This window comes from Amycolatopsis aidingensis (assembly GCF_018885265.1).
Lineage (GTDB): Bacteria > Actinomycetota > Actinomycetes > Mycobacteriales > Pseudonocardiaceae > Amycolatopsis > Amycolatopsis aidingensis.
This window is the reverse complement of the sequence record NZ_CP076538.1, coordinates 2,846,116-2,860,696: the sequence shown is the minus strand read 5'-3', so window position 1 is coordinate 2,860,696 and position 14,581 is coordinate 2,846,116. Positions and strand designations below refer to the sequence as shown.

At 72.4% G+C, this 14,581-nt stretch carries 15 protein-coding genes; 3 read left to right on the top strand and 12 right to left on the bottom strand.

Translation table 11 applies throughout. From position 1 onward, the window contains the following. Window positions 1-43: 43 nt before the first annotated feature. The 4 genes from infB to rimP all read right to left on the bottom strand — a co-directional run bounded on the left by infB (window position 44) and on the right by rimP (window position 5,091). Complete coding sequence (gene infB, locus KOI47_RS13460; RefSeq protein WP_216216301.1) at window positions 44-3,022, bottom strand: translation initiation factor IF-2; 2,979 nt, start codon at window positions 3,020-3,022, stop codon at window positions 44-46. 91 nt (window positions 3,023-3,113) lie between these two features. Continuing rightward, on the bottom strand, window positions 3,114-3,410 hold the full coding sequence (locus KOI47_RS13455) for a YlxR family protein (protein WP_456318994.1): 297 nt from the start codon (window positions 3,408-3,410) through the stop codon (window positions 3,114-3,116). 89 nt (window positions 3,411-3,499) lie between these two features. After that, on the bottom strand, window positions 3,500-4,549 hold the full coding sequence (gene nusA, locus KOI47_RS13450; RefSeq protein WP_216216299.1) for a transcription termination factor NusA: 1,050 nt from the start codon (window positions 4,547-4,549) through the stop codon (window positions 3,500-3,502). Continuing rightward, entirely contained in the window at window positions 4,546-5,091 is a 546-nt protein-coding gene (gene rimP / locus KOI47_RS13445; protein WP_216216298.1) for a ribosome maturation factor RimP, read from the bottom strand. Before rimP ends, nusA begins: the two co-directional genes overlap by 4 nt. Before the next feature lie 198 nt (window positions 5,092-5,289). On the opposite strand from rimP, the gene KOI47_RS13440 reads away from it, so the two are divergent. Further along, window positions 5,290-6,231, top strand: a complete 942-nt coding sequence (locus tag KOI47_RS13440; RefSeq protein ID WP_216216297.1) for a ferritin-like domain-containing protein — start codon at window positions 5,290-5,292, stop codon at window positions 6,229-6,231. 23 nt (window positions 6,232-6,254) lie between these two features. Here the strand turns inward: KOI47_RS13440 and KOI47_RS13435 are convergent, their stop codons facing one another. From KOI47_RS13435 to KOI47_RS13410, 7 genes are all read right to left on the bottom strand, one after another. After that, entirely contained in the window at window positions 6,255-6,935 is a 681-nt protein-coding gene (locus tag KOI47_RS13435) for a hypothetical protein (RefSeq protein WP_232376723.1), read from the bottom strand. A 38-nt stretch (window positions 6,936-6,973) separates the two neighbouring features. Then, window positions 6,974-8,002, bottom strand: a complete 1,029-nt coding sequence (locus KOI47_RS13430; RefSeq protein ID WP_216216296.1) for an aminotransferase class V-fold PLP-dependent enzyme — start codon at window positions 8,000-8,002, stop codon at window positions 6,974-6,976. After that, entirely contained in the window at window positions 8,003-8,512 is a 510-nt protein-coding gene (locus KOI47_RS13425) for a PH domain-containing protein (protein ID WP_232376722.1), read from the bottom strand. 16 nt (window positions 8,513-8,528) lie between these two features. After that, complete coding sequence (locus KOI47_RS35545; protein WP_232376721.1) at window positions 8,529-9,362, bottom strand: hypothetical protein; 834 nt, start codon at window positions 9,360-9,362, stop codon at window positions 8,529-8,531. After that, window positions 9,287-10,018, bottom strand: coding sequence for an ArnT family glycosyltransferase (locus KOI47_RS35540; protein ID WP_232376720.1), 732 nt, complete (start codon window positions 10,016-10,018; stop codon window positions 9,287-9,289). Before KOI47_RS35540 ends, KOI47_RS35545 begins: the two co-directional genes overlap by 76 nt. 96 nt (window positions 10,019-10,114) lie before the next feature. Next, a complete protein-coding gene (locus KOI47_RS13415; RefSeq protein WP_216216295.1) occupies window positions 10,115-10,957 on the bottom strand; it encodes an ABC transporter permease in 843 nt (280 codons plus the stop codon). 1 nt (window position 10,958) lies between these two features. Continuing rightward, the gene (locus KOI47_RS13410; RefSeq protein ID WP_216216294.1) at window positions 10,959-11,918 is read right to left on the bottom strand and encodes an ABC transporter ATP-binding protein; all 960 of its coding nucleotides are present in this window, start codon (window positions 11,916-11,918) and stop codon (window positions 10,959-10,961) included. 136 nt (window positions 11,919-12,054) lie between these two features. Between KOI47_RS13410 and KOI47_RS13405 the strand changes: the two genes are divergently transcribed. After that, a complete protein-coding gene (locus KOI47_RS13405) occupies window positions 12,055-13,281 on the top strand; it encodes a sensor histidine kinase (RefSeq protein ID WP_232376719.1) in 1,227 nt (408 codons plus the stop codon). Beyond that, window positions 13,256-13,906: a response regulator gene (locus tag KOI47_RS13400; protein WP_216216292.1), complete on the top strand. Its 651-nt coding sequence runs from the start codon at window positions 13,256-13,258 to the stop codon at window positions 13,904-13,906. The genes KOI47_RS13405 and KOI47_RS13400 overlap by 26 nt, the downstream gene beginning before the upstream one ends. A 3-nt stretch (window positions 13,907-13,909) precedes the next feature. Here the strand turns inward: KOI47_RS13400 and KOI47_RS13395 are convergent, their stop codons facing one another. Further along, complete coding sequence (locus tag KOI47_RS13395; protein WP_216217286.1) at window positions 13,910-14,506, bottom strand: TetR/AcrR family transcriptional regulator; 597 nt, start codon at window positions 14,504-14,506, stop codon at window positions 13,910-13,912. Window positions 14,507-14,581 lie beyond the last annotated feature (75 nt).

Genomic DNA, 14,581 nt, shown 5'->3' with positions numbered 1-14,581 from the left:
AGCGGGCGGGGTCCGGTGGTCACCGGACCCCGCCGCAGCTGGCTCAGGTGCGCGGCTTCTCCCGCTGCTCGTAGGTCTCCACGACATCGCCGACCTTGATGTCGCTGTACTTGCCGAGAGTCAGACCGCACTCGAAGCCGTCCCTGACCTCGACCGCGTCGTCCTTGAACCGTTTCAGCGAGCTGATCGGCAGGTTCTGGGCGACCACGACATCGTCCCGGAGCAGGCGGGCCTTGGCGTTGCGCCGGATCTCGCCCGAGGTGACCAGGCAGCCGGCGATGGTGCCGACCTTGGAGGACTTGAAGACCTCGCGGACCTCGGCCTTGCCGAGCTCCACCTCCTCGTACTCCGGCTTGAGCATGCCCTTGAGGGCCTGCTCGATCTCCTCGATCGCCTGGTAGATCACCGTGTAGTACCGGACGTCGACGCCCTCGCGGGCGGCCCGCTCGGTCGCCTTGCCCTGTGCCCGCACGTTGAAGCCCAGCACGATCGCGTCGGACGCGGTCGCCAGGTCGACATCGCTCTCGGTGACGCCACCGACGCCGCGGTGCACGATGTTCAGCTCGACCTCGTCCCCGACCTCGATCTGCATCAGGGAGGCCTCCAGCGCCTCGACGGTACCGGAGTTGTCGCCCTTGACGATCAGGTTGAGCGTCGAGGTCTCCTTCAGCGCCGAGTCCAGGTCCTCAAGGCTGACCCGCTTGCGCTTGGAGGCGTTCATCGCGTTGCGGATCCGGGCCTGGCGGCGCTCGGCGATCTGCCTTGCCACCCGGTCCTCGTCCACCACCAGGAAGGTGTCGCCCGCACCCGGCACCGAGGTGAACCCGATGACCTGCACCGGGCGGGAAGGCCACGCCTCGGTCACGTCCTCGTTGTGTTCGTCCACCATCCGCCGGACCCGCCCGTAGGCGTCCCCGGCGACCACCGAGTCGCCGACCCGCAGCGTGCCGCGCTGCACCAGCACGGTCGCCACCGGACCGCGGCCGCGGTCCAGATGCGCCTCGATCGCCACGCCCTGGGCCTCCATGTCCGGGTTGGCCCGCAGGTCCAGGGTGGCGTCCGCGGTGAGCAGGATCGCCTCGAGCAGCCCGTCGATGTTCAGGCCCGGCTTCGCCGCGACCTCGACGAACATCGTGTCCCCGCCGTACTCCTCGGCGACCAGGTTGTACTCGGTGAGCTGCTGCCGGATCTTGTCCGGGTTCGCACCCTCGAGGTCGATCTTGTTGATCGCCACCACGATCGGCGCCTTTGCCGCCTGGGCGTGGTTGATCGCCTCCACCGTCTGCGGCATCACCCCGTCGTCGGCGGCGACCACGATCACCGCGATGTCGGTGGAGTTCGCACCACGGGCACGCATGGCGGTGAACGCCTCGTGACCGGGGGTGTCGATGAAGGTGATCAACCGGTCGACGCCTTCCAGCTGAGTCTGCACCTGGTAGGCACCGATGTGCTGGGTGATGCCACCGGCCTCGCCCTCGGCGACCTTCGTCTTGCGAATGGTGTCCAGCAGCTTGGTCTTACCGTGGTCGACGTGACCCATCACGGTCACCACCGGCGGCCGCGCCTGCAGGTCCTCCTCGTCACCGGCGTCCTGGCCGTAGGTGATGTCGAAGGTCTCTAGCAGCTCGCGGTCCTCCTCCTCGGGGCTGACCACCTGCACGTTGTAGTTCATCTCCGAGCCGAGCAGCTCGAGGACGTCCTCGGAAACCGACTGGGTGGCGGTGACCATCTCACCGAGGTGGAAGAGCACCTGCACCAGCGAAGCCGGGTTGGCGTCGATCTTCTCGGCGAAGTCGGTCAGCGAGGCACCACGCGGCAACCGGATCGTCTCGCCACTGCCCTTGGGCAGGCGGACACCGCCGACGCTGGGCGCCTGCATGTTGTCCATGTACTCCTGGCGCTTCTGCCGCTTGGACTTGCGGCCCTTGCGCGAGGGGCCACCGGGACGGCCGAAGGCACCGGCCGTGCCACCACGACCGCCCGGGCGACCGCCGCCACCGCGGAAGCCGCCACCGCCGCCGGCGGGGGCACCGCCACCGGGACCACCACGGAAGCCGCCGCCACCGCCACCGGGACCGCCACGGCCACCGCCGCCGCCACCACCGGGACCACCGCGACCGCCGCCGGGACCACCGCGACCGCCGCCAGGGCCACCGCGACCGCCGCCAGGGCCACCACGGCCACCACCGGGGCCGCCCTGGCCGCCACCGGGACGGGCCGGGCGAGCGGGCATCATGCCAGGGTTCGGACGCGGCGGCATGTTGCCGGGGCTGGGCCGGTTACCGCTCGGGGCGCTGCCGCCTCCGCGCTGGCTGGCCGCGGGACGCTCGCCACCGCCGGAACGCTGGCCACGCTGCTCGCCACCGCCACCGCCGCCCTGCTGCTGACCGCCGGGACGCGGCGGCGCGGGACGCGGGGACGGGGAGCCGGAGCCCACCCCGAAGGGGTTGTTGCCCACCCGCGGGGCGCGCGGGCCGGGCTTGGGGCCACCGGACTTGGGGCCCTGCGGCTTCGGCGGCACCACGGCGCCACCGTCAGCACCGGCGCCACCACCCTGGCCGGAGTCGGCGGCCGCGGGCTGGGCGGACTGGTCGGGCTGTTCCTGCTTCGGGCCCGGCTTGGGCGGCGCGGGCTGCTCGGACTTGGGCGGGCCGGGGGTCGGCCCCGGTTTCGGGCCCGGCTTGGGGCCGGGTTTCGGTGCCTGGCGTGCGGAGTCCGGCTTGGCCTGCCGCTCGGGGGCGGGCGCGGAATCCTGCGCAGCTGCCGGTGCCGGGGCCTCGGCGGTGGCACCGCCGGAACCGCTCGAGCCGTTGCTGGACGCGGCCTGCTTACGGCCGCCCTGCTTGCCTGATTTGGCGTCCTTACCGGGGAAGGCATCACGCAGCCGCCGAGCGACCGGTGCCTCCACCGTGGAGGACGCGGATTTCACGAACTCGCCCTGTTCCTTCAGTTTGGCGAGTACTTCCTTGCTGGTGACACCGAGCTCTTTCGCGAGCTCGTGCACGCGGGCCTTGCCTGCCACTGCTCTCCTCAACTGGTGAGGTCAGGCAGGCAATGCACCCGCTGACCTCGTCCTACCGTCGCGCGTTCATGGCTTCAGCTTCACGGCTGACTCATGACGGGTCGACCTGCTTCCTTCGTTCCGATCCGGAGCGGGGAGTTCCCGTCTCCGTACTATCCGGCGCGAGCCGTTCGAGATGGTCCCGGACACCGCCGGCGTCGAGCACCCCAGAAACCCGCAACGCCCTGGAGAACGCTCGCCGCCGTTCGGCTCTGGACAGACACTCCGGATCCCGGTGCAACCAAGCCCCGCGACCCGGCAGCCGCCGACGCTCGTCGACGACCACGCGTCCGTCCGCCGCGACCAACCGCAGCAGCTCGCTGTTCAAGGCCCGCCGCCGACACCCCACGCACGTGCGAACCGGACGATCTCCGGACTCGTGCCGTGCGGCATCGCGCCGCGGGCGCCTGCCCGCTGACAAGTCTAGCTCGTCACCCCTCAGTCAGCCGAACCGGTTGCCGCGGGCCGGGGCGAGGGGTCTCGATGCGGTTCCGCATGCGCCACCGGACCATCCGGTGCGGCATCGCTGCGGATGTCGATCCGCCACCCGGTCAGCCGCGCGGCCAGCCGGGCGTTCTGACCTTCCTTGCCGATGGCCAGCGACAACTGGAAGTCCGGGACCACGACCCGTGCGGTCTTGGCCCGTTCGTCCACTACCCGTACGGATACAACCTTCGCCGGGGACAGCGCATTCCCGACGAAACGAGCCGGATCCTCGGAGTAGTCGATGATGTCGATCTTCTCCCCGGCCAGCTCGCTCATCACGTTGCGCACCCGGGCACCGACCGGGCCGATGCAGGCACCCTTCGCGTTCACGCCCGGCACCGTGGAGCGGACCGCGATCTTGGAACGGTGACCTGCCTCACGCGCGACGGCCGCGATCTCCACCGTGCCGTCGGCGATCTCCGGCACCTCCAGCGCGAACAGCTTGCGCACCAGGTTCGGGTGGGTACGGGACAGGGTGATCTGCGGTCCGCGGGTGCTGCGCGAGACACCCACCACGTAGGCCTTGATCCGGCTGCCGTGCGGGTAGTTCTCACCCGGTACCTGCTCGGCCGCGGGCAGCACGCCCTCGGTGTCCCCGACCTGGACCACCACCATGCCGCGGGCGTTCGCGCGGGCGTCCCGCTGGATCACCCCGGCGACGATGTCGTTCTCCTTGGCGGAGAACTCGCCGAAGGTCTTCTCGTGCTCGGCGTCCCGCAGCCGTTGCAGGATCACCTGGCGGGCGGTGGTGGCCGCGATCCGGCCGAACCCCTCCGGGGTGTCGTCCCACTCCTCGGCGATCTCGCCGTTCTCGTCCAGCGTATGCGCCAGCACCCGGACGAAACCGGTCTTCCTGTCGATGTCGATCTTGGCCCGGGGCTGGTGGCCCTCGGTGTGCTTGTACGCCGTCAGCAGGGCGTTCTCGATGGCGTCGAGCACCGTCTCGAACGGGATGTCCTTGTCCCGTTCGATAGCGCGCAGCGCCGCGATGTCGACGTTCACCTCGGCTCCTCCTTCTGTCCGGCCGCGGAGTCCCCGCCCGCTTCGAGCGCGTCCTCGTCCAGCCGCTTGAGTTCCTCGGCCGGCGGCTGGCGGAACTCGATCTCGATCACCGCCTTGGCCACGTCCTGGTAGGCGACGTCCCGGATGCCGCCGCCGTCCACCAGCACCCTGGCGGCCCGCTCCCCCGCGTGCCCGACCCGGCCGACGAACTCGGCGCCGCTCACCGGCGTGATCCGCACCCGGCGGTACCTGGCCCGCCGCCAGTGTCTCGCCCTGGTGAGCGGGCGGTCGACACCGGGCGAGGTGACCTCGAGGGTGTAGGCACCCGCGATCAGGGCCTCGTTCTCGTCCAGTACCGCGGACACCGCCCTGCTGATCTCGGCGACCTCGTCGAGCCCGACCCCGTCGTCGCCGTCCACCACCACCTTGACCAGCTTGCGCCGGCCGGCCTGCTGTACATCGAGCGCGTCCAGATCGAAACCGGTGGCCGCGACGGCCTCGGCCACGATCGGTTCCAGCCGGCTGGCGAGTTCTGCTGCCACCGTCATGCTCCCCTATCGGCTGCGGTCCGTGGCCGGGTCGTACCCCGGCATCCTGCCGGTCGTGCTTCCCTGCTGCCATCTGATTGTCGGTCGGTCATGGATGGTTCAGCTTATCCTGCCGGTGTGGAGGGCCGCCTCTGGTCCGGACCTCACCTGGCAGGATGACTCCACGTGACAGCCCGAAGAACAGCCAGACGGATGCCGCGCGGCCGGCGCCAGGTGATGCGCGCGGGTGCGCTCGCGCTGGTCCTGCCGCTGGTGGGGCCGCTCGCCGCGGCGTGCACAGCCGGTTACGAGGACAGCCCGGACCCGCTGCTGCCACTGCTGCAGCGGGCGCGCGCCGACGCGGAGGCGGCGCGGAGCCTGGCCGGCTCGGCCCCGCAGCAGGCCGAGCTGGCCACCAAGGTCGCCACCCTGCGTGCCGCCCAGGAGCAACGGCTGCAGGCCGAGATCGACCGGCTGAACCGGCCAGAGCCCGAACAACCGGCCGCGGACCCCGGGCCGGTTCCGGACCTGAAGACCCTCGGTACCCGGCTGGCGCAGTGCCGGCAGCAGGCGCTGGAGCTGGTGCCCTCGGTGCCCCGGTACCGGGCCGGGCTGGTCGGCTCGGTGGCCGCGGGCTGCGCCGCCGCGCAGCAGCTGGACCCGGCGCTGGGGGCCGGGCAACCGGGTGAGCTGGAACGGGCGACGGTGCCAGAGCTGCCGGAGGAGGCGGAGCAGGCGCTGCAGCAGGCGCTGGCCGCCGAGCATGCCGCGGTCTGGGTGTACGGGCTGGTCGCCGCCTACCTCCCCGCCGACTTCGACCGGGGGGTCCGCGAGGGTGCGGCCGCGCACCGGGACCGCAGGGACGCCGCCGAGCGGGTGCTGACCGCCGCGGGCGCCACCCCGCGGCCGGCCGAGCCCGCCTACCCGCCGCCGGAGCCGGTGACCGACCAACCCTCGGCGATGGCGCTGGTCGTGGTCGCCGAGACCGATGCCGCGCAGGCCTGGCGGGGCGTGCTGGAACGGACCGACGACCCGGCGCTGCGCTCGATGGCCGCCGACTCCCTGCTCGGCTCGGCCACCAGGGTCACCCGCTGGCGCGCCGACGCCGGTACCACTCCGGCCGCCAACCCTCTCCCCGGCACCCCCATCCAGTAACCCACTCTGCTGTGAGTGGCCGGTCAGGGGAGGGTGCCGGCGAGGCGGAGGGCGTCGGTGCTGATGCGTTGCAGCAGCGCCTTGTCGGTGTGGTCCTCGAAGAAGTTGGCCTCGACGATGGTCAGGCTCCGTTCGGTGACCGTGGAGGCGTACTCACCGGAGGCGACGTTGGGCGCACCGGGGATCTCCGCGGTGCCGTCCCGGACCAGGTCGCTGACGTTGCCGGTGCCGCTGGTGTCGGTGATCGACTTGAGCTGCCGGGTCTGCTGCGGGTCCGGCATGGTCACCCGGGACACCGAGACCAGCGCCCGCGCGCCATCCACCTCGGTGGTGTACAGCGACCGGGACAGCCGCTCGCACTGGTGCTCGTCGAACCACTCCTGCACGTCGCCGTAGGAGCTGGCCGCGCAGTCCGCCGAGCTGACCGGGCCGGACACCACGGCGTAGCGGAACTCGCCGCTGGTCAGCGGGCTCTCCACCAGCGTGCCCTGCGGTTGTGTCTGTTCCCCTCCGGTGCCACGGATCAGCCACCAGGTCAGGCTGGACACCACCGCGACCGCGAGCAGCCCACCACCCTTGAGCCAGATGTCCCGCCGCCGCGGGGGCGAGGGCTCAGGACGCACCCTGGGCAGTGGCGCGGTATGTCCGCTGCCACCTCGCTCGGAGCCGCCGAAGTACTGCGTTCGGTCAACGGTTCCATCCACGTGCCGGACGGTACTGGACGAGAGCGGCCCGCTCCGCGTCAGGTGAGTGCGGCCAGCACGGCGTCCACCTCGGCCGTGGTGTTGTACAGATGGAAGCCGATCCGCGCCCGGCCCGCCCGCGTGCTCGCGACCACCCCGGCCGCGGCCAGCCGTCCGGCCGCGCCGGGCCGGTCAAGGGAGACGATGGCGCTGCCCCGCGGCGGCAGGCCGAGGCGCTCCAGCAGCAGGTCGGCAAGGCCGGTGCAGTGCGCGTGCACCTCGTCCCGGTCCAGGGAAGCCAGGTACGGCAGGGCCACCGCCGCGCCCACCTGCGCCAGCCAGACCGGGGAGAGGTCGAACCGGCGGGCACCCTCGGCCAGCCGCAGCGGCAGGCCGTACACCGTCTGCCAGGGATCCTCGCCCGCATACCAGTTGGCGCTCACCGGCAGGGTCCGCTGGAGAACGCGGGGATGCACGGCCAGCCAGGCGGCGCCACGCGGGCAGAGCAGCCATTTGTAGCCCGCGGCGACCACCCAGTCCGCCCAGCCCAGCCACAGCGGCAGCCAGCCCGCGGCCTGGGTGGCGTCCAGCAGCACCGGCACCCCGGCGGATTCGGCGGCCGCGCGCAGCGCGGGCAGGTCCACCAGCGCGCCGTCGGCGGACTGGACCACGCTGACCGCTACCAGGTCGTGCCCGGCGACCCGGTCCGGCAACTCCGCCAGCGGCACCTCGGTCACCGTCACGCCCCGCCCGGCCTGTGCGGCGAAGGGGAAACCGACGCTGGTGAAGTCGCCCCTGGCCAGCAGCACGCTGCCGCCGTCGGGGACCCCGGCCGCCACCGAGGCGATGACCTGGGAGACCGAGGCGCCGATGGCCACCCGCTCGGCGGGCACCCCGGTCAGTTCCGCGAATCCCTCCCGGGAGGCGGCCACGGCGGCGTCGAAGTCCGGCGGCCGGTCCGCACCGGACCGCCAGCGCGCCACCGCCCGCTCGACGGCCTCGGCGACCCGGTCGGCGGGGATGCCGACGCTCGGGGTGTTCAGGTATCCGGCAGGCACCTCGAACCCGGCGCCGAAGGCATACCGCATCTAGGTCGCGTCCCCCGGCGTGGCCTGGGTGACCTCGGTGAGCCGCTGGGCCAGCTCGGCCGCCACCTCGCGGTCCAGTCCCTGGATGGTCACCGCGCCCTTGGCCGATGCGGTGGTGACGGTGACCGTGGACAGCCCGAACCGCTGCTCCAGCGGGCCGCGCTGGGTGTCCACGGTCTGGATCCGCGACATCGGGGCGACCCGCCACTCCTGCCAGAAAAACCCGGTCCGGGTGTAGACCGCGCTGTCGGTGACCTCCCAGCGGTGCACCCGGTACCACCACAGCGGCAGCAGCAACGCCAGCAGCAGCCCGGCAACCGCGACCACCCCGGCCGCCAGCAGCAGCCAGAACCGCGCCCCCTGGATGGCGAACCCGAGCACCACGAGAATGGCGACCACCACGCCGTAGGTGATCAGCTCCTGTACCCGCCACCAGCCGATGACCCGCCGGTCGAGCTCGTTGCGTGGCGGGCGCAGCCGCACCTGGACCCCCGTGGCGGGCTCTGACACGTTTCCTCCCCGCGATTCACATTCGCCGCATCCGTTGCCACAGCTGCGGCCATGGCGCCTTCGGCCCGTGACAGAGCCAGACCGGCACCCCTTGGTTCACATTGTCCGCTTTCGCGTCCAGCCGCACCGTGCCGACCCGCTGCGTGCCTTCGAAGAACCGGCCGAGGTACTGCGGGTCCGCGCCGACGTACAGCACCGGATCGCTGCCCGCGGGCGGGGTGCCGGTGTACCAGTAGCCGCGCTCGGGACTGTAGACCTCCGGCAGCCGCTGCCTGGCGTGCACCTCCAGCGCGCTGGCCTGCCAGTAGGTGTGGGTGAGCACGACGGCGCCCTGGTGCCGCCGCTGCGCCACGGCGACGGTGTCGGCCAGCTGGGGCCAGCCGAGGCTGCCGCTGGCCACGAAGTCGGTGGTGGTGACCATGGACACCGGGCGCACCGGCAGCGCCAGTCCCACGGCCAGCACCGCGGACAGCGCGTACACCGGCCAGGTCGGCACCCACCGCCACCACCGGGCGGGCCGGTGCCGCTCGATCCGCACCGCGGAGGCCGCGAACAGCAGCCCGTACAGACCGGCCACGTAGTAGTACCGCCCCACCGTCAGCACGAAGATCGACGTCACCGCCAGCACGGTCCAGCCAAGGAAGCGGTACCCGGCCAGCTCGGGCCAGCGCAGCAGCTGCCACAGGCCGTGGCAGACCAGGAAGGCACCGACCAGCAGCCCGGCGAACACCACGGCCAGCGGGACGATGGCCAGCGGGCCGCCCATGAACCGGTTCACCTGCTCGGCGACCACGTCCTGCATGTCCAGGTACGGCCAGTCGTTGCGGGCCTGCCACACCAGCGTGGGCACGGTGGCCAGCACGGTGACCGCGGCCCCGCCCACAGCGCCGGGCGGCGCAGCAGCTCCCGCGGCCCGGTCAGCAGCACCACGGCCCCGAGCGCCAGCCAGAAGAACACGATCAGGAACTTGCCCTGCATGGCCACCGCGGTGGCGAGGCCCGCGCACAGCAGCAGCCGGTCGGCGCGGGTGCGCACCCAGCGCACCACCAGCCAGGTGGTCAACGTCCACAGGAAGGGGTCGATGGTGGAGGTCGCAAGCAGGTGCCCCGAGGCCAGCAGCTGGAAGGAGATCGCGTAGGCACCCGCGGCGAGCAGCTGTGCCTTCCGGCCGCCGCCGAACTCGCGGGCGATCAGCGCCGTCAGCAGCACGCCCAGCACCGTGACGATCATCGCGGGCAGCCGTAGCACCAGTACCGAGCCGGGGGCCAGGGTGTCCATGGCCAGCGCCAGTACCGGCAGCAGCCACGGCTGGTCGGCGTAGCCCCACTCCAGGTGGTACCGGCCCGAGGCCAGGAAGTACAGCTCGTCGCCGAAGTAGCCGATCCGGGCGCTGGTGGCCAGCAGCACCAGCCCGGTCGCGCCGGCCACGGCCAGTACCGGCCATCTGGCCAGCGGGGGCGGCGCCGCCGGGGTCTCGGTCGCGGGCGTCGCGAGTTCCTCGCGCATGTGCGCTCCTCCCCCGCGGGCTACCTGCTCCTGACGCGCCACATCGTAATGTGATCGGCTGGCGCCGCACCCGTGACGGTGACCACCGCTACCGGCTCATCGTGCGTCCCGCGCGGAGAGCGCACCCCGGGCCGCCGCCAGCGCCAGCACCACCCAGGCGGCGAGCAGCAGCCCGGCGACCGCTGGCGGCAGGTAGGTCAGCGAGTCCGGGTCGGGCTCGGCCATGGTCAGGTTCTCCGCGATGCTGCCCGGCAGGAACCGGATGACGCCCTCGGACATCCAGTCCGGCAGCATCGCGCCGAACATCGCGGGCAGGAACAGCACCGCGAGCAGCAGCGCGATCGCGCCCGCCGCGCTGCGCAGCAGGATCGCCACGGCCAGGCCGAGCAGGGCGAAGGTCACCAGCTGCGCGATCCACCCGCCGAGCACCCCGAGCACCTCGGGGTCGCCGAGCCCCGGCATGGTGACGTCGTGGCCGGACAGCACGGCCCCACCGACGAAGAAGGCCAGCACCGCGCAGAGCGCGCCCGCGACCAGGGTGAGCAGCCCGAGGACGATCCCCTTGGCGGCGACCAGCCTGCCGCGCCGCGGGGTCACGGTGAGCGTCACCCCGATCATCCGGCTGCTGAACTCCGGGGCGGCCGCGTTCACGCCGAGCACGATGAACAGCACCACCGCGAAGGTCAGTCCGGCGACCGCGCCGCCCGCCGGGTCGATATCGGCACGCTGTTGCTCGCTCATCCCGGCGCTACTGCCGATCGCCAGCGCCAGCAGGGCGCTGAAGCCGATTCCGGCCACGGCCGCGATGAGCAGGGTGAGCCAAGTCGAGCGCAGCGCGCGCAGTTTCGTCCACTCGGCGGCGACCGTGGCAGGCAGGCCGGGCGTCGAGTACCCGGCGCGGTTGCGCTCGGCCGGGCGAACCGTCTCGGTTCCGGTCATGTCACCGGCTCCCTTCGTCGGCGAGGGCGCGGGCGGTCTCGGCCGCGGCCTTGGGGTCCACAGTGGAGCTGAACTGCGCGGCATCCGCGGTGAGTTCGAGGAAGGCGGCCTCCAGGCTGGCGCGGACCGGGGTCAGCTCGTGTACGCCGATCCGGTGCTCCAGCGCGAGGTCGCCGATGCGGGCGGAGTCCAGTTCGGTCACCAGCAGTTCCCCTGCGTCCCCGGTGCGCACCACCCCGCCCTCGCGGGCCAGCACCTCGTTCAGCCGGGTCGCGTCCGGGGACACCACCCGTACGTGTGCATGGGAGCTGCGCTGGGTCAGCTCCCCGATGCTGGCCTCCGCGATCAGGGTGCCGCGGCCGATCACCAGCACGTGGTCGGCCGTCTCCTCCATCTCGTTCATCAGGTGGCTGGAGACGAACACGGTGCGGCCTTCCCGCGCCAGATCCTGCATCAGGGTGCGCACCCACTGGATGCCCTCCGGGTCCAGTCCGTTGACCGGCTCGTCGAACAGCAACACCCGCGGGTCGCCGAGCAGGGCACCGGCGATGCCGAGCCGCTGCGACATGCCGAGGGAGAACCCGCCCGCGCGCTTGCCGGCGACCGCGGTCAGCCCGACCAGTTCCAGTACCTCGTCCACCCGGCGTCGTGGGACCCCACCCGCCTTGGCCATCCAGCTCAGGTGCGCGTGCGCGGTCAGTCCACTCTGGATAGCCTTGGCGTCCAGCACCGAGCCGACCTCCTGGATCGGCGCCGGAAGGTCCGAGTAGGACTTTCCGTGCACGGTGACCGATCCGCCGGTCGGCCGGTCCAGCCCGAGGATCATCCGCATGGTGGTCGACTTGCCCGCGCCGTTGGGCCCGAGGAAGCCGGTGACCACGCCGGGCTTCACCTCGAAGGACAACGAGTCCACGGCCTGGGTGTCGCCGAACCTCTTGGACAACTCATCTGCCTTGATCACGTCGACTATTGCACCGCACCGGCACGGGTGCCGCCACCGCGCAAGGTGGACAGTGGGGTGCAACTTTCGTGGATCCCGGACAGTCGTCGGTGGTGTGCGCGGCCACCGCGGGGTGCCACGGAGCTACCGTTGCGGCGTGAAGCGTCCGACCACCCGCGTGCTGATCGTCGTAGCGCTCGCCTTCGCCGGGTTCGACGTCGTGCTGTACCTGGTCGGCCCGCAGACCACCGGCTGGGCGGGCCCGGCCGCGCACCTGGTGCTCAACCTGGCGGTGGACGCCTCGCTGTGCCTGCTCGCGCGGTACCCGGCCGGGGTGGCGCTGTTCGCCACCGCGGGGGCGCTGGCGATGCTCGGCTCCGACCTGTTCTCCCCCGGGCTGCTGGTGCCGGACCAGCCGCTCACCCTGCCCGGTATGCCAACGGCCACCCCGGCGATCGTGGCGAACCTGGGTCTGCTGCTGGACCGGCGGCGGGCCATGGTGCTGACCGGGGTGCTGCTGGTGCTCGGCTCCCGCCCGTGGGCGCCGAGCTGGGAGGTCACCCCCGCCGGGCTGCTCAACACCGCCCTGCCGCTGGCGATCGTGCTGTACCTGGACGCGCGCAAGCAGCTGGTGCGCTCGCTACGGGACCGGGCCGAACGGGCCGAGCGCGAGCAGCACCTGCTGGCCGAGCGGGCGCGGGCAGAGGAGCGGCGCAGGCTGGCCGCGGAGATGCACGATGTGGTGACCCACCGGCTCAGCCTGATCGTGCTGCACGCGGGCGCGCTCGGGGTGACCACCCCCGAGGACTCGGTGCGCACGGCGGCGGAGGAGATCCGGCTGGCCGGCACCCAGGCGCTGGACGAACTGCGGGACCTGGTGGGCGTGCTGCGGGAGGGCGGCGCCGAGCCGGGGCAGGGCAGCAGGGACCCCGGCCCCGCGACCGGCACGATCGATCCGGCCGTGCTGGTGGCCGAGTCCAGGGCCGTGGGTGTCCCGGTGGACCTGGTGACGGAGGGGGATCCCGGTGCGCTGTCCCCCACGGTGGCCCGCACCGCCTACCGGGTGGTGCAGGAGGCGCTGACCAACGTGCGCAAGCACGCGCCGGGCGCCGGGGTACGGGTGGGGCTGCGGTACGGGACGCAGGGCCTGCGGATCGAGGTGACCAACACCGCCTCGCGGCGGCCGCCCGACCCGGCGCTGGCCGGGCGTGGCTCCGGTACCGGCCTTACCGGCCTGCGGCAACGGGTGGAGCTGATCGGCGGATCGCTGACCGCGGCACCGGTGGCCGGGACCGGCGGTTACCGGCTCGATGCGATACTGCCCGCGTACGTGCCTACGGCGGAGAGCAAGGACCAGGATGATCCGGGTGATCGTGGTCGATGACGAGCCGATGGTGTGCGCGCATCTGCGCACCATCCTGTCCACCGCCGAGGACATCGAGGTGGTGGCCGAGGCCGCCGACGGGGCCGAGGCGGTCGAGGTCGTCGTGCGGTACCGGCCCCAGGTCGTGCTGATGGACCTGCGGATGCCCGGGGTGGACGGGCTGGCCGCGACCGAGCGGATCGGCACCCTGCCGAGCCCGCCCGCGGTGGTGGCGCTGACCACCTTCGACGCGGACGCCTACGTGCTGCGTGCGTTGCGCGCGGGCGCGGCCGGTTTCCTGGTAAAGAGCACCCCGCCCGCCGACCTGATCAGCCTGATCCGGGTGGCGGCCGACGGGCACACCGTGCTGTCCCCCGAGGCGGCCCGCAGGCTGGTCGCCGCCTCCGCGGACGGCCGCCAGCGCAGCGAGCTCGCCCGGCGGCGCACCAGCGCGCTCACCGAGCGGGAGCGGGAGGTGCTGGCCTGCCTCGGCCACGGAATGTCCAATGCGGACATCGCCGCCCGGCTGCACCTTTCCGAGGCCACGGTGAAGAGCTACGTGTCCCGGATGCTGGTGAAGCTGGACTGCGCGAACCGCACCCAGGCCGGCCTGCTGGCCCACGAGGCAGGCCTCGCGGCCCCCTGACCATCAGCCGGGGCGGGGGTTGGCGTGGCCGGCCCGGGACATGAGGGCATCGAAGAGGATGCGCAGGTGCTTGCTGGCGCGGGCCCAGCGGGCGTCCAGCTCGGCCTGGTCCCTGGTCGCCCAGCTCGCGATCAGGATGCCGCGCACCACGTCCATGGCGGTGTACACGGCGTGCAGGAACTCCGGATGCTCCGCGTGGTCGGGTAGCAGCGCCTTGCCGAACTCGACCAGGCTGCTGGTGGCGATCGGTTCCACCACGGACATGTGCCTGCGCAGCTCCGGGTCGGTCCTGGCGGCCACCCACAGCTCCACGGTCGCGGAGAACACCGGTCCCTGGTGCATCTCCCACAGCAGGTCCAGCGCGTCCCCGACCGGATCGGCCGAGGATCGCAGCCGTTCCAGCTCGCCGAAGGCCAGCTCGGTGCGCTTGGCGGCGAGATGCCTGATCGCGGACACCACCAGGTCGGTCTTGGTGGGAAAGTGATGCACCTGGGCGCCGCGGGTCACGCCGGCGCGATCGGCCACCTTCGTGGTGGTGGTACCGGAGTAGCCGTACTCGACCAGGCAGTCGATGGTGGCGTCCAGCAACCGCTGGCGCATCGCCGCACTGCGCTCCTCCTGGGTACGGCCGGAGCGCCCGGCGCGCTCACCGTTCGATCCGCTTCGGGCCACAGA